The sequence below is a fragment of the Pseudogemmobacter sonorensis genome (assembly GCF_042762395.1).
Lineage (GTDB): Bacteria > Pseudomonadota > Alphaproteobacteria > Rhodobacterales > Rhodobacteraceae > Pseudogemmobacter > Pseudogemmobacter sonorensis.
Genome location: NZ_JBEFZE010000050.1, coordinates 1 through 14,310, shown reverse-complemented (window position 1 = coordinate 14,310; position 14,310 = coordinate 1). Strand labels below are relative to the sequence as shown.

Annotated in this window: 12 protein-coding genes; 2 read left to right on the top strand and 10 right to left on the bottom strand. The window is 70.2% G+C overall.

Annotated features, from left to right (window positions below; translation table 11 throughout):
- The first annotated feature begins 427 nt into the window (after positions 1-427).
- The gene (locus tag ABNX41_RS20695; RefSeq protein ID WP_438671590.1) at positions 428-2,230 is read left to right on the top strand and encodes a sugar phosphorylase; all 1,803 of its coding nucleotides are present in this window, start codon (positions 428-430) and stop codon (positions 2,228-2,230) included.
- A 200-nt stretch (positions 2,231-2,430) separates the two neighbouring features.
- Here the strand turns inward: ABNX41_RS20695 and ABNX41_RS20690 are convergent, their stop codons facing one another.
- The 8 genes from ABNX41_RS20690 to ABNX41_RS20655 all read right to left on the bottom strand — a co-directional run bounded on the left by ABNX41_RS20690 (position 2,431) and on the right by ABNX41_RS20655 (position 10,605).
- Positions 2,431-3,657, bottom strand: a complete 1,227-nt coding sequence (locus ABNX41_RS20690) for a glycosyltransferase family protein (RefSeq protein ID WP_438671589.1) — start codon at positions 3,655-3,657, stop codon at positions 2,431-2,433.
- Complete coding sequence (locus ABNX41_RS20685) at positions 3,650-4,477, bottom strand: HAD-IIB family hydrolase (RefSeq protein ID WP_438671588.1); 828 nt, start codon at positions 4,475-4,477, stop codon at positions 3,650-3,652. The genes ABNX41_RS20690 and ABNX41_RS20685 overlap by 8 nt, the downstream gene beginning before the upstream one ends.
- Before the next feature lie 542 nt (positions 4,478-5,019).
- On the bottom strand, positions 5,020-6,213 hold the full coding sequence (locus tag ABNX41_RS20680; RefSeq protein ID WP_438671587.1) for a peptidoglycan DD-metalloendopeptidase family protein: 1,194 nt from the start codon (positions 6,211-6,213) through the stop codon (positions 5,020-5,022).
- Positions 6,214-6,334: 121 nt separating this feature from the next.
- Positions 6,335-7,012, bottom strand: a complete 678-nt coding sequence (locus ABNX41_RS20675) for a protein-L-isoaspartate(D-aspartate) O-methyltransferase (protein WP_438671586.1) — start codon at positions 7,010-7,012, stop codon at positions 6,335-6,337.
- Entirely contained in the window at positions 7,009-7,794 is a 786-nt protein-coding gene (gene surE, locus ABNX41_RS20670) for a 5'/3'-nucleotidase SurE (RefSeq protein WP_438671585.1), read from the bottom strand. Before surE ends, ABNX41_RS20675 begins: the two co-directional genes overlap by 4 nt.
- A 127-nt stretch (positions 7,795-7,921) precedes the next feature.
- Entirely contained in the window at positions 7,922-8,737 is an 816-nt protein-coding gene (locus tag ABNX41_RS20665; protein WP_438671584.1) for a sulfite exporter TauE/SafE family protein, read from the bottom strand.
- A 370-nt stretch (positions 8,738-9,107) separates the two neighbouring features.
- Complete coding sequence (gene dusA / locus ABNX41_RS20660; RefSeq protein ID WP_438671583.1) at positions 9,108-10,151, bottom strand: tRNA dihydrouridine(20/20a) synthase DusA; 1,044 nt, start codon at positions 10,149-10,151, stop codon at positions 9,108-9,110.
- Between the two features lie 271 nt (positions 10,152-10,422).
- Positions 10,423-10,605 (bottom strand): hypothetical protein, encoded by a 183-nt coding sequence (locus ABNX41_RS20655; protein ID WP_438671582.1) that lies wholly within the window; start codon positions 10,603-10,605, stop codon positions 10,423-10,425.
- A 471-nt stretch (positions 10,606-11,076) separates the two neighbouring features.
- Here ABNX41_RS20655 and ABNX41_RS20650 point away from each other — a divergent pair, with 471 nt between their 5' ends.
- Positions 11,077-12,114 (top strand): substrate-binding domain-containing protein, encoded by a 1,038-nt coding sequence (locus ABNX41_RS20650; protein WP_438671581.1) that lies wholly within the window; start codon positions 11,077-11,079, stop codon positions 12,112-12,114.
- Between the two features lie 695 nt (positions 12,115-12,809).
- Here ABNX41_RS20650 and ruvX read toward each other — a convergent pair.
- Both ruvX and ABNX41_RS20640 read right to left on the bottom strand, forming a co-directional pair.
- Positions 12,810-13,319, bottom strand: a complete 510-nt coding sequence (gene ruvX / locus ABNX41_RS20645; RefSeq protein ID WP_438671580.1) for a Holliday junction resolvase RuvX — start codon at positions 13,317-13,319, stop codon at positions 12,810-12,812.
- On the bottom strand, positions 13,316-14,310 hold a 995-nt coding region (locus tag ABNX41_RS20640), incomplete at its 5' end, for a tetratricopeptide repeat protein (RefSeq protein WP_438671579.1). The genes ruvX and ABNX41_RS20640, both read right to left, overlap by 4 nt.

Sequence of the window (14,310 nt, the reverse complement as noted above, 5' to 3'; positions counted from 1 at the left end):
CGAGGCGCTGGCCGCATATTCGGTCACCAAAAGCGTCTGGGTCGAAACCTCGCAAACACCAACCATGACCTTCAGCTACTCACCAGAATAAAACTCACCAACGCAGAACCAAAAGAATGGCGTTCGCCCCGGCGCCGGTCCCGCGCCTGCTCAGGACGGGGGCAGAACTGCCCGCCTTATGCGCAAATGCCCGTGAAACGGCATCGCGCCCGGGCCGGGTGGCTTTACCCCGCGCGCCGGGAGGGCCTATCCTGGCCGGGCGCGCGGCCCCGGGGCCGCGCGATGCGCGCAGGAACAGGCTCGGCAAGGGGGGGCGGGCGCGGCAAAGCCCGGCCAGGACAGGCCAAGCCACAGAACGGAGACGAGGCCGATCGCCGACAAACCCGCCACCGCGACGCTTCATGGCCGGCTGAAAAGCCTGCTTTCCGTGATCTACCCGGATCTTCCGCCGGGCGAACTGGCCGAAAGGGTCGTCGCCGCCTTCTGGCCGGGGGGGGACGAGCGCGCGGAGGCCCCGCCCGACGGGGGCGCCGATCCGGTCGCGACGGATGCGGGCGGACCCTCTTCGGGGGCGATCATGGACACCGCCCATGGCGGGCAGGGACCGCGCCACCGCCCGCGCCGCCCCTCGAACAACCTGTGGTCCGAGCGCGATGCGCTGGTCATCACCTATGGCAATTCCATTCAGGACGGCCAGCACAAGCCCCTGGACCTGCTGCTGGATTTCCTGGAGCGCAACCTGCGCGGCGTGGTCAACGGCGTCCATATCCTGCCGTTCTTCCCCTATACCTCGGACGACGGTTTCGCCGTCACCGATTACCGCAAGGTGGATCCCGCGCTTGGCGACTGGTCCGACATCCGCCGCATCGGCGGCGCCTTCGGGCTGATGTCGGACATGGTGCTCAACCACGTCTCGTCCCAGGGCGTGTGGTTCAACGCCTATCTGCAAGCCAGGCCGCCCTACGACCGCTTCTTCATGGAGGCCGATCCCGCCGCCGATCTGGGCGCGGTGGTGCGGCCCCGCACCACGCCGCTGTTGCGCGAGGTCGAGACCGCCAAGGGCCCGCGCCATGTCTGGTGCACCTTCAGCCACGACCAGGTCGACCTGGATTTCCACAACCCCGAGGTGCTGCTGGAGATCCTGCGCATCCTGCGCTTTCACATCGACAACGGCGTGCGGATCATCCGCCTGGACGCCGTGGCCTTCGTCTGGAAGCTGCCGGGATCCTCGTCGATCCATCTGCCCCAGACCCATGCCATCGTGAAGCTGATGCGGGTGCTGGCCGATTTCGCGCATGAGCCGGTGATCCTGCTGACCGAGACCAACGTCCCCAAGGCCGAGAACCTGAGCTATTTCGGCCGCCGGGACGAGGCGCATATGGTCTACAACTTCCCCCTGCCGCCCCTGGTGCTGCATGCGATGCTGTCGGGCAACGTGCGCCACCTGCGGCGCTGGCTGCGGGGCATGCCGCCCGCGCCCCTGGGCTGCGCCTATTTCAACTTCACCGCCAGCCATGACGGCATCGGCATGCGCCCGGTCGAGGGGATCCTGCCGCCCGAGGAGATCGCCCGCATGATCGCCGCCGTCCGCACGGCGGGGGGGCTGGTGTCGATGCGCTCGCTTCCCGACGGGGGCGAGGCGCCCTATGAGCTGAACTGCGGTTATTTCGACGCGATGAGCGTGACCTTCTCGGGCGAGGGCGGGCAGAAGATCGCCCGCTTCCTGTGCTCGCAGACCGTGGTCATGTCGATCGAGGGCGTGCCCGCCTTCTACATCCATTCGCTTCTGGCCACCGCCAACGATCTGGAAGGGGTCGAGAAACGCGGCATGAACCGCGCGATCAACCGCCACCGCTGGCATTATCCCGCGCTGCAAGAGCGGCTGGCCGATCCGCAAAGCGACCAGTCAAGGGTCAGCGAGGAGCTGCGCCGCCGGTTGCGGCTGCGCGCGCGCCAGACCGCCTTCCACCCCAATGCGACGCAATTGACCTTGCAGCTCGACGACCGGCTGCTGGGGGTCTGGCGCCAGTCGTTGGACCGCAACCAGTCGATCTTCGCGCTGCACAATGTCTCGGAGGATGCGGTGGAGCTTGAGGCCTATCAGCTCAACCTCATCGACGACGAGGATTGGTATGACATCCTGACCGGCGATGCGATCCGGTCGGACGGGATGATCCGGCTGGCGCCCTATCAATGCCGCTGGATCTCGAACCGGATGGCGGGGGGCTGAAAGGAGGGGCGAGATCAGAGAGCCTTCGGGGCTGGCCGATGCGGGCGCGCCGGTCCTTCCGTTTTGCCCGTCTTTCCGATCCGCCGCCCCGACCCCCGACCCCCGACCCCCGGTCGCCCGGTTCCCCGGGCCGGGGTCGCCGGGGCCCGGGCAGCCGGGGGGCGGCTTCCGGCTCGGGCACGGCGCCCTCGGCCCCCCTTTCAGCTCCCGGTGAAATCGGCCTGATCGGCGGCCACGGCGGTGCGGAAATCGGCCAGCAGGCCGGGATCCGCGTCATGGACCAGGTTCCAGTTCGGGATGAAGGGCAGTTCCTGCGGCGTGTCGAGGAAGGTCTGCCCGGCCTTGACGATGGTCTCGGCGAAAAGCGCGATGGAGCGTTCTTCGGCATGGCGGTCGAAATCCAGCCCGTTCATCGCCGCGTCATGCGAATAGGTGTCCAGCATGTCGAGCGCGCGGCGGTAATAGGTCGCCTTCAGCGTGCGGAAGACGTTTTGCGAAAACACCGTGCCATCGGCGGCCAGCTTGCGAAAGATCGCCTTGCAGATGTCCATCGCCATCCGGTTCAGCCCGGTCGCGGCATCGTCGGGCGAGAGGTCCTGGTGCTTGTGGTCGTAGCGGTCGGCGATCTCGACCTGGCAGACCGCATTGGGGCCCAGGTTGCGCCAGGCCTCGGACAGCACGCCGATCTCAAGCCCCCAGTCCGAGGGGATCCTCAGGTCGGGCAGGCTGGCGGTCCGCATGGCGAATTCGCCCGAAAGCGGATAGCGGAAGGCGCGCAGGTAATCGATGTAATCGCGGTCCCCGATCACTTTCTTCAACGAAATCAGCAAAGGGCTGACCAGGTTGCGGGTGACCCGCCCGCCCAGCCGGTTGCCGCCCACGCGGGGGTAGAACCCTTTCGACAGGTGATAGGGAAAGGCGGGATGGGCCACCGGATAGACCAGCCGCGCCAGCATCCCGCGCTCATAGGTGGTGATGTCGCAATCGTGGATCGCCATCACAGCGCTGTCGGCGCAGGCGATCAGATAGCCGATGCAGGTCCAGACGTTGCGGCCCTTGCCGGGCTCGATCGGGCCGATGCCCAGGCTTTCCAGCCGCGCCTTGATCGCCTGCATGCGGGGGCCGTCGTTCCAGATCACCACGTGGTTTTGCGGCAGGGCCGAGAAGAAGCCAAGCGCGTGGCGGAACTGCGCCTCGTCCGCGGCATCCAGGCCGACGATCACCCGGTGCAGATAGCGCGCGCCCGCAAGCTCCGAGAGGATCCGGGGCAGCGCCTCGCCCTCCAACTCGGAGAACAGCGAGGGCAGGATCAGGCTGATCCTGCGGCTGCCCGCGAAGCCCTCAAGCTGGTATTCAAGCTCTTCCAGCGGCCGCACGCGCAGGTCGTGGAACTGCGCGATATTGCCGTTCTGGTGAAAGTCAGCCATCGGTCTCTCCGTCGGTTTGGTCGCGGACCGCGCCGGAAGGGGCGAGATCGGCGAATTCCGGTCGGGCCAGCAGGCGCGACATGCCCTCGGCCCAGCCTTTCGGCCCCTGTTGCCGGGTGCGGTAGATCCGGTCCGAGGGTTCGGCGCGCAGCGGCGCGATGCCGGGGCCGTGGTCGTTGCGCAGGATGATGGCGTGGTCGCAGGCTTCCAGCATCTCGATGTCGTTGGGCGCGTCGCCAAGCGCGACCGTCGCCCCGGGCCGGTATCGCGCCACCAGTTCGGCGATGCGGTCGGCCTTGGTGCCGCCGAAGGAAAGCGTCAGGAACCGCCCGCCCTGCCTTGCCGCGATGCCCCGGGCCGCCAGGGCCTCCAGAAAGGCGGGAAGCGCCCCGGGCGCGCCGGTCCAGAGCCCGGGCTCGGAATGGGCCCGGATCCGCGCCCGCCCGGCCTCGGCCAGGGAAAGCCCGGTCAGGGCGGCGATCTCGGCGGGTTCCATGTCGCCAAAGCCGCGGAAGGGCGCCGCCAGCCCGGCCAGGGCGGCGCGGAGGCGGGCGTAGGGCGCGGCGTCCCGGGGGGCTGTGTCCTGGGGGGCGGCCTCCGCCTCGAACAGCGCGGCGCCGTTCTCGACGATGGCGGGCCAGCGCGCGATCCCGAGGCTTTCGCGCAGGGGGCCGATTTCGGCGGCGGTCTTCGAGGTGGCGGGGACGACCGCGACACCGCATGCCGAAAGCCGCCTCAGCATCGGCAGGGCCGGGCTGAAGTCGTAGCTCCCATGGTCGAGCAATGTGCCGTCGAGATCGGTCAGGACGAGGAGGCGCACCGGAACTCCGCTTCGGTTGTGGCCATCCTAGCGCCCGGTCGCGGCCTGGGCCAGCCTTGATCGCGGGGGCAGGGGGCGGGTTCCGGCCGGGACGGCAGTTGGAACAGGGATGGGCCGCGAGGACCCTTTGCGCAAGGGGCGGGTCCTGCGCGAATCTGCGCCCAAAGGGGGCGCGGGTTTGCGCAGGAGGGGGCGGGCGGCCCCTTCGGTGCCGCCCGCCGCGCCCGCCCGCCTTCTTGTGTCCCTCGTTATTCCGTAGCGATCCGGGGTGATCCGGGGCGATCTGGATCCTGCGGCCGCCGACATCCAGAGCCCACCGGCATCCTGCGGCCACCTGCATCCGCGGCCATCGTCTTCCGGTGAACACTGGCCTGATGTGGGGGAGGCTGTCGTTACCGGCAGTCTTCCGGCGAAGGGACATGGGCCCCGGGGCAGGGCGCGCCCGGCCCGGGCGCCGCGGGGAAACGGGCGGTTTTCCGCCACCGTTTCGCCGCCTCGGTGCTGTCCGGCCCTGTCGCCCCCCTCGGGCTCTATTGCGGGCCCTATTGAAGGAAGGGCATCGGGTCGAGGCTTTCGACCCCGCGCCGCACCTCGAAATGCAGGACCGGCGGCGAGGCGCCGCGCACCGTGCCGATCTGCTGCCCGCGCGTCACGCTGTCGCCCTTGGCCACCCGCAGCCCGTCCACCCCGGCATAGACCGTCAGCAGGTTGTCGGCATGGCGGATCACCACGATCTGCACCTGGTCGGTGTCCTTGGTGATCGCCGCGACCGTCCCGGCCTCGGCCGCGCGCACGGCGGCCCCGGCGGCGGCCTGGAACTGCACGCCCTGGTTCGAGCGCTTGTCGTAGCCGCGGATGATCGAGCCCTGCACCGGCATCGCCAGCCGCGTGGCCGAGGCCCCTGTGCGCTGGCTGCCCAGGTCGGGCGAGGCGGGCGCGGCCGAGGCGGCCTCGGCGGCGGGCTTGGTCTTCTCGTCGGGCAGCGCGGTCGCGGCCGAGGGCGGCACCGGGGTCGCGCTGCCGGTGCCCGGGGGGGTGGTGGCGGCAGGCGCCGGGGCGGTGCCGGTCGCGACCGGGATGATCAGGGTCTGGCCTTCGCGCACGCTCATCTCGGCATCCAGCCCGTTCCATTCCGCCAGCGCCCTGGCCGAGATGTTGTAGCTGCGCGCGATGGTGAAGGCGGTTTCGCCGCGCCGCACCACATGGCGCGAGGGCTCTTGCCCGCCGCCGGCGGTCGAGGCGGGCAGCGGCCGGGTCTCGACCGTGTCCAGGGCCGAGGTGGCGATGGCGGTGATGTCCACCGGCGCGCCGGTGCCCGCGCCCGCCACCGGCTGCGGGCTGGCCGCGACGCGGCTCGGCAGCAGGAGAAGCTCGCCCTGGCGCAGCGGATCGTTGATCTCAAGCGCGTTGGCGCGCGCCAGTTCGGCCGGGTTCAGCCCCAGCCGCGACGCGACCGAGGCCACGGTATCGCCGCGCCGCGCGGTGGCGAGCTGGTAGCCGGGATAGGAGAGGATGCCGTTCGCATCCGGCACCGGCCGGGCGGCGGTGGCCTGAAGCGCCTCGGTCGCGGTGGCGCTGCCGTTGTTGCGCAGGTCCCAGTCGATATTGCCGAAATTCGTGTCCGAACAGGCGGCGAGCAGCAACAGCCCGCCCGATGCGATGGCGATGTTCCTGCGCGCGTGGATACCCTTGCGCGCACGATCGGCGCGCGAGGCTGCGGAATGGGTGTTCGTCATGCGTGACCGCCTCTTGCCTTTGTCCGTCCTGGCGCCCCGCCCGGGCCGTCTGCGCCTTGTGGCGCCCAAGGGCCGGAACGCGGGGCGTGCCGGGTTGGTTCCCGGTCCCTGGGGCGCGATGTTACCCGTTCCCGAGCCCTTCGACCAGAGGCACGAATCTGACCGGGCGGAGTTCCTCGTAGTCGAAGCCCAGGGCGGTGCGGGTGACCCGGATCAACTGCTGGACATGGTCGGACTGGCCGACCGGCAGCACCATGATCCCCCCGGGCTTGAGCTGCGCCATCAGCGGGCCCGGCGGATCCTCGGCGGCGGCGGTCACCAGGATGCGGTCGAAGGGCGCCTGGTCGGGCAGGCCGAAGGATCCGTCCCCGGTCATGGCGGTGACGTTGACAAGGCCCAGGGCGCGGAAGATCTCGGCCGCCTCGCGCACAAGGCGGCGCCAGCGGTCCACGGTATAGACCCGGCGCGCCAGTTGCGCCAGAACCGCCGCCTGATAGCCCGATCCGGTGCCCACCTCCAGCACGGTGTCGCGCGGGCCCACCCGCAGCGCCTGGGTCATCACCCCCACGACCGAGGGCTGGCTGATGGTCTGGCCGCAGGCGATGGGAAGCGGCATGTCCTCATAGGCGCGTTCGGCGAAGATCCCGCGCACGAACAGCCCGCGGTCCACCGCCTCCATCGCCGAGAGCACCCGCGCATCCGTCACCCCATGCGAGCGCAGCGCGAAGAGAAAGCGCATCTTGCGCTCGGCGAGGTGGCCGGAGGCATCCTCCTCTTCCCCCGCGCCGCCCGCATTCATGCCAGCCGCGCCTCAAGGTCGCGCAGCAGGTCATGCGCGGTCAGATCGGCGCGCAGCGGCGTGACCGAGATATGCCCCTCAAGATTCACCGCCGCATCCGATCCCGGCGCGGTCGGCGTATGCTGCGGCCCGCCCTTGAGCCACAGATACCGCCGCCCGACGGGCGAGATCTGGCCTTCCACCGAAAAGCCGCTGTCGCGCCGGAAGCCTTGCGGGGCGACGCGCAGGGGCCTGGTCGCCGCCGCGCCGCAGGGCGGGAAATTCACGTTGTAGAAGATGCGATAGTCGTCATCGGTCCAGATTCCGCGCTCCAGAAGCGCGCGCACCACGCCCTCGCCATGGGCGCGGGCGCTTTCGAACGGATCGTCCAGCTCGCCGGTCTCGCGCCCCATGAACTGCGACAGCGCGATGGCGGGGATGCCCTGCAGCGCGCCCTCCATCGCGCCGCCGATCGTGCCGGAATAAAGCACGTTCTCGGCGGCGTTGTTGCCCCGGTTCACCCCCGACAGCACCAGATCGGGCCGCGCCCCCTCCAGCACGTCGAAGATCGCCGCCAGCACGCAATCGGCGGGGCTGCCTTCGGCGGCATAGCGGCGGGGGCCCAGCTTGGCGATCATCATCGGCCTGGTATAGCTGATGCAATGGCCGACGCCGGATTGCTCGAAGGCGGGGGCGACGGTCCAGACCTCGCCCTCGGGGCCCGCGATGGCGGTGGCGATCTCCTCCAGCACCTGAAGGCCGGGGGCGTTGATGCCGTCGTCGTTGGTGATCAGAATGCGCATGGTCTTTCCTGCTTAGACGAGCATGGTTTCCGCATCAAGCGATCCGGCGGCCAGGATGTGGGGCCAGGATGCGGGGCCAGGATGCGGGGCGGGGGCAAGAGGGCGGACGGGATCGGAAGGGGCGCGGTCAGAACACCACCTTGCGCAGCATGTTCAGCGCGACAAGCGACAGGAAGATGGCGAAGGCGCGCTTGAGGGGCTTGGGGTCCATCGCATGGGCCAGCCGCACCCCCCAGGGCGTGGTCAGCATGCTGGCCCCGATCACCAGAAGGAAGATCGGCAGGTTGACCGACCCGATGGTATAGGGCGGCGCGCCCTCGGCCCGCGAGAACAGGAAGCCGATCACGGCGGGAATGGCGATCAGCACCCCGAACCCCGAGGCGGTGCCGACCGCGCGGTGGATCGGCATGCCGTGCAGCGTCATCAGCGGCACGCCGAAACTGCCGCCGCCGATCCCCATCATCGCCGAGAAGAACCCGGTGGCCGAGGCATAGACCGCCCGCATCGGCTGGTCGGGCATGGTTTCCCCCAGCCGCCAATGGTCGCGCCCGAAGGCCATCCACATCCCGGCAAGCCCGGCGACCACGCCGAAAAGTGCTTGCAGCGCGTCCGAGGTGACGCGCGAGGCGACCAGCACCCCCACCAGCGCCGAGCCCATCAGCCAGGGCCCCCAACTTTTCAGCACGCTCGCGTCGAGCGAGCCCCGGCGGTTGTGCGACGAGGCCGAGCGCAGCGAGGTCACCACGATGGTGGCAAGCGAGGTGGCGACGCAGACCTGCATGATCTGGCCCTCGCTGTAGCCCAGGACGCCGAAGGTGTAGAAGAAGGCGGGCACCAGCACGATGCCGCCGCCGACGCCCAGAAGGCCACCGACCACCCCGGCGACGCCGCCGACAAGGATCATCGCCAGCATGAGCGGCAGATGGTTGAGGATCTCTTGCATGGCGGCGGGTCCTGTCTGGTGTGTTCTGGCCGGTGTTTCGGGGCTGGTGTTTTCGGGCGGGCGTGTTCGGGTCGCAGGCGCGGAGGGGCGCGCGGCGGTCCGGGCCGGGCCCGACCCCGACGGCCCGCAGCGGCCTTCCGGCGCCGGTTAAAGCCGAAGGGCGGGCCGAGGGCCAGAGCCCGGCGCCGGTTTTCCGCCCGAGGGATGCCGAATCTCCACAGCCGCGGCGAAAGTGCCGCCGCCCCGGGCCGCCGTCGTGGCCATGGTGCCTCGGGCGGGGCGCGACCGGCGGCGGGCGGGTGCGCTGCGCCGCCGTCCCGGGCCGGAGGGTATCGGGTTGGGCCTTGGGCTGGCGCCTCGGGCCGGGGTCTCAGGCTGCGGCCGCCGCCTCGGTCACGACGGAGAGCGCGCGCAGGAGTGTCGCGGTATCCGCGCCCTCGCGGCAGCCCTCGGTCGAAAGCACCTGGCGCCATCCCCGCGCGCCGGGGCGGCCGTGGAACAGGCCCAGCATATGGCGGGTGACCTGATGCAGGCGCCCGCCCGCCGCCAGATGGGCCTCGACATAGGGCAGCATCCGCCGGACCACCTCGACCGGGCCAGCGGCCGGATCGGGAACCGCATCCGGCGCGGCCTCGCCGTCCCAAAGGCCGTCGGCTCCGATCAGCGTGGCGGCGGGATCGTGATAGGCCGCGCGCCCGATCATCACCCCGTCGATCCCCGCCGCCAGCAGCTCGCGCGCCTGCGCAAGCCGGGTGACGCCGCCGTTGAGGCAGATGGTCAGCTCGGGAAACCGCGCCTTCATCGCCAGGACGAGCCCGTGGTCGAGGGGCGGGATCTCGCGGTTTTCCCTGGGCGAGAGGCCCTTGAGCCAGGCCTTGCGGGCATGGATCACCACATGGCGCAGACCGGCCCGGGCCTGGCGCTCGATGAAGCGGGGCAGCACCTCCTCGGGGGTGTCGTCATCGACGCCGATGCGGCATTTCAGCGTGACCGGCGCGTCGGTCTCGGCCTGCATGGCGCGCAGGCATTCGGCGACCAGATCGGGCGATTTCATCAAGACCGCCCCGAAGGCGCCCGATTGCACCCGGTCGGACGGGCAGCCGCAGTTGAGGTTCACCTCGTCATAGCCCCAGTCGCGCGCCGCCCGCACCGCCCGGGCCAGCTCGCGCGGGTCCGAACCGCCGAGTTGCAGCGCCACCGGATGTTCCTCGGCCGAGAAATCCAGCAGCCGGGCCCTTGGCCCGTGGATCACGGCGGGGGCGGTGACCATCTCGGTATAAAGCATGGCGCGGCGCGTCATCTGCCGGTGGAAATAGCGACAATGGCGGTCGGTCCAGTCCATCATCGGCGCGACGGACAGCCTGTGCGGCCCGAAATCGGCGCCTTTTTCAGGTTCTTCCAGGTTGTCGGTCATGCGCGTCCACTCGAATTTCCGGCGGTTTCCGGCCTGTCCCCGCCTGTTTCGCCTTCCCGCCTATTTCCGAATTCGCGGTGACGCAAGCCATAGGGATTCGGACGGCCCCGCGACGGTGGGGTCCCCGACGAAGGCGAGGCCCGCAGACGATCCGGGCTTTGGCCCGTCCGCGACCAGCGCCGGTCATGCCCTCCGATCTTGGCGCGCTCGGCTGCGAAATCAAGGTGATCCGTCCCGCCCTCACGCCCATCCTGAGCGGGGCAGGGGAGCATCACGCCGCAAGCAGGATCAGCGCCGCCATCACAAGCACGGTCACCGCCCTTGGCACCGGGCTGCGCCGCTTGCGCCAGGGACCGCGCAGCACGCTGCGCCGAACGTTCAGCGGGCGCTCTATCAGGCGCCCTTCCGTGATCGCGTGCAGGCGCTGCGAGGGCAGGGGAGAGACTTTCGACATGCCTGAAAGCTAGCCTCGGATTCTGGCGAAATTCCGGCACCGCCATCCCGGCCTCGAAGCGCCGCCGACAAGCGCGGCCCCCTTCAGGAAATCGGGACGCCCCATTCCCTGAGCGCCCCGAAAGTCAGAAGAGGGAAATCGAAGAGGCGGAACGAGCGAGCACGCAGCCGATTCTTCGCCGGGACAACGCGGGGGCGGCACTTCGGTTCCCCGGGGAAAAGCTCGGCCGAATTCCGGGGCTGGCGGGATCTTCCATCGGCGCGAAAGGCCAGGGCGAAACCGCGCAGGGCGCCACGGCGGCAGGGAGCCGATCCGGCCTCGGGCTTTTTCGACGCGCGGCCACAACTGTTATCCAATTGTTACATATCCGTAGGATCAGCGTCACGAAACCCGCCTATTCCCTGCCCCGAAGGCCGGTCCCGGTCTGTGGTTTCCGAAAGGCCAATCCGGCCGATGAGTTAGGAGAGATCCATGAAATCCGTCAAATTTACCGTCTCGGCCCTGGCGATCGCCGCCGCTGCCTCGGCCGCCGAGGCGCGCGAGCAGATCCAGCTTTCGGGCTCCTCGACCGTGCTGCCCTATGCGACCATCGTCGCCGAGGCCTTCGGCGAGAACTTCGACTTCCCGACCCCGGTCGTCGAAGGCGGCGGTTCGGGCGGCGGCCGCAAGAAGCTGTGCGAGGGCGTGGGCGAAAACACCATCGACATCGCCAATTCCTCGTCGCGCATCTCGCAATCCGACATCGACCTGTGCGCCGCCAACGGCGTGGCCGAGATCCTGGAGGTCCGAATCGGCTATGACGGCATCGTCTTCGCCTCGGACGTGAACGGCCCCGAATTCGCCTTCACCCCCGCCGACTGGTATGGCGCGCTTGGCGCCCAGGTCGCGGTCGACGGCGCGCTGGTCGCCAACCCGCACAAGACCTGGGCCGACGTGAACGGCGATTTCCCGGCGCAGAACCTGCTGGCGCTGATCCCGGGCACCAAGCACGGCACCCGCGAAGTCTTCGATCAGAAGGTTCTGGAAGTGGGCTGCAAGGCCACCGGCGCCTTCGATCTCTTCGCCGCCGCCGCCGGTGGTGACGAAAAGGCCGCCCAGGCCGAATGCCTGAAGCTGCGCACCGACGGGATCTCGATCGACATCGACGGCGACTATACCGAGACGCTGGCGCGTCTGGACGCCGACAAGAACGCGATCGGCATCTTCGGTCTGGCCTTCTACCAGAACAACACCGACAAGCTGCGCGTCGCCACCATCGACGGCGTGGTCCCCAGCGTCCAGGCGATCGCCGAGGGCGAATACCCGATCTCGCGCCCGCTCTTCATCTATGTGAAGAAAGCCCACTTCGGCGTGATCCCCGGCCTGAAGGAATTCGTCGAATTCTTCGTCTCGGAAGACATGGCCGGCCCGAACGGCCCGCTCTCGGCCTATGGCCTGGTGTCGGACCCGGAACTGGCGGCGACGCAGGAAGCGGTGGCCAACGAAGTGCCGATGGGCCCGCTGAACTGAGGACGCGGTCCTGAAGACCGGGTGAGCCCGGAGCGGAACCTTTGGAAAGGGCGCCCTGCGGGGCGCCCTTTTCGCACTACGGGCGGCGCAGCCCCGGGCCGCGGGGCGGGGCAGGGGGCGCATGGGAAAAGACGGAAGATCCCGGCCCGGGGGGATCCGGTCGCGCTTCGCGCGCCGCTCGCGGGTTCCGGCGCGGTCAGGGTGCTCGCGCGGTTTCGGCGGCTCTGTCCCACGGCCGCCCGGGCGCGCCTTGGTCCCGTCGCCGTTCCGGCCAGAGCGCCCGGCCCGGTCGCCTTGCCGTAGCGCTGGACTGCCCACCCGACCGGGCGATGCCGCGCCGGGGGGCGGACGTCATTGCCGACCTGCGCTCCGGGGCGGATGGCGCAGATCCTGACCCGGGGCTTGCCCGGGCTTTCCATGGCGTTTTCGGGGAGGCCTTAGCAGGCCGCTGAAAAAGCATTCTGGGGCTGCCTCAAGACGGAAGTTTCCCCGTATTGTCAGAAATCCCCGTATTGTCAGAAATCACTGCGGAAACCGCATATTCGGGCCCGCCGCCGGACCGATTTACGGCTTCTCAGCGCGCGCCGAGGCCGCTGCATCAGCCTGCTGGACCTGGTGTCGGATGGCCTTCCGGGCGGGGCTCTCGGGGGACCTCTAGGCGGGCCTTTCCACCGTGTTCCCGATCCCGCCGCCGCTCATCGGCCGTCCTGCCCGCCCGAGTCCTGCCCGCCCGAGTCGCGCGCCAGCACCGCCATCCTGTCCAACGCGCCTTGCAGGATATAGCCCGCCGCCACCGCGTCGATCACCTCGGCCCGGCGCTTGCGCGAGGTATCGGCCTCCAGCAGCGCGCGTTCGGCGGCCACGGTCGAAAGCCGCTCGTCCCAGAATGCGATCGGCAGCGGCGTCAGCTTTTCCAGGTTGCGGGCGAAGGCGCGGGTCGATTGCGCGCGCGGCCCCTCCGATCCGTCCATGTTCAGCGGCAGGCCGAGGACGATCCCCTTCGCCTCGCGCGCTGCCAGCAGCTTCAGCAGCACCGCCGCGTCGATGGTGAACTTCTCGCGCCGGATCACCGTCGCCGGGCTCGCGACCGAGCGGCGCAGGTCCGACAGCGCCACCCCGATGGTCTTGGTGCCCAGGTCCAGCCCCGCGATGGCCGCGACGGCGGGCAGGCCGGACAGGAAACCGGCGATATCGGCATGGATCATTCCGCGACCCCCGCGTCGCGCGCCGCCGCCTCGATCAGGGCGAGATCCCCGGGCAGGGCCGCGAAGATCTCACGCGCCTCCTCCAGGATCGCCGCCGCCTCGGCCCGGCGGCCCAGGACGCCAAGCGCCCCGATCAGTTGCGCCCATTCGGCGGCGCTGCCGCCGTCGCTGGCCAGCCGCGCCCCCAGTTGCGACACCATGCCCTCGACCATGGCCATGCGGTCCTCCTCGTCCAGATCCGCCGCCGCCTCGATCTCCTCGGCCGAGGGCGCGCGCAACCCGCCGCTCGGGGGCGGACGGGGGGCGGGCACCTCATAGACCACGCCCGCCAGCGCCGCCACCTCGGCGATCTGGGCGCGCAGGAAGGGCACCCAGGGCGCATCCTGCGGCCCGCGCTCCAAGAGCGCGCGCCAGACCGCGAAGGCCCGGTCGTAGCGCCCGCCCTGGGCGAACATCAGCCCCAGGTAATAGCGCGCCACGCCCTCCTGCGGATCGAGGGCGAGCGCCGCCGCCAGCGCCGCCTCGGCCTCGGGCGAGACATAGCCCGCCGCCGCCCGCACCAGGATATCGGCCAAGGCGGAATGATCCTCGGCCAGCGCCTGGTCGCCCTTCACCGCGATCAGGCGGCGCTGCGCGGCTTCGGCATCGGCGAAATTCCCCAGGGCCGCCTCGTTGCGCGCCAGAAGGTCGAGGCCGCGCAGATCGGTGGAGACCGCCGGGTCGACCGCCGCCCGCATCTGCGCCATCAGGTCCAGGAAATCCGCCGTCACGCCCTCGGGCGGGGACGCGGGCGTCAGGGTCGCGACGACCTCGGCCTGGGCCGGGCGGTCGCGCATGCGGGCATCGGCGGCGGCCAGCCGCTCGGCCAGGGGCATGTCGACATAGCCCGGCGCGCCCATCCGCTGATAGGTCCAGAGCGCGGCCCCCGCCGCCAGCACGACCAGCGCGGCGGGCAGCAGCAGGGCGCCCCCGGCGCGGGTCGGCGCGGCGG

Bases quoted from the DNA above. Each gene is read 5' to 3' on its own strand.
- ABNX41_RS20690 (WP_438671589.1), bottom strand. From the start codon at position 3,657: ATGGCTGACTTTCACCAGAACGGCAATATCGCGCAGTTCCACGACCTG.
- ABNX41_RS20680 (WP_438671587.1), bottom strand. From the start codon at position 6,213: ATGACGAACACCCATTCCGCAGCCTCGCGCGCCGATCGTGCGCGCAAG.
- ABNX41_RS20675 (WP_438671586.1), bottom strand. From the start codon at position 7,012: ATGAATGCGGGCGGCGCGGGGGAAGAGGAGGATGCCTCCGGCCACCTC.
- surE (WP_438671585.1), bottom strand. From the start codon at position 7,794: ATGCGCATTCTGATCACCAACGACGACGGCATCAACGCCCCCGGCCTT.
- ABNX41_RS20665 (WP_438671584.1), bottom strand. From the start codon at position 8,737: ATGCAAGAGATCCTCAACCATCTGCCGCTCATGCTGGCGATGATCCTT.
- dusA (WP_438671583.1), bottom strand. From the start codon at position 10,151: ATGACCGACAACCTGGAAGAACCTGAAAAAGGCGCCGATTTCGGGCCG.
- ABNX41_RS20655 (WP_438671582.1), bottom strand. From the start codon at position 10,605: ATGTCGAAAGTCTCTCCCCTGCCCTCGCAGCGCCTGCACGCGATCACG.
- ABNX41_RS20650 (WP_438671581.1), top strand. From the start codon at position 11,077: ATGAAATCCGTCAAATTTACCGTCTCGGCCCTGGCGATCGCCGCCGCT.
- ruvX (WP_438671580.1), bottom strand. From the start codon at position 13,319: ATGATCCATGCCGATATCGCCGGTTTCCTGTCCGGCCTGCCCGCCGTC.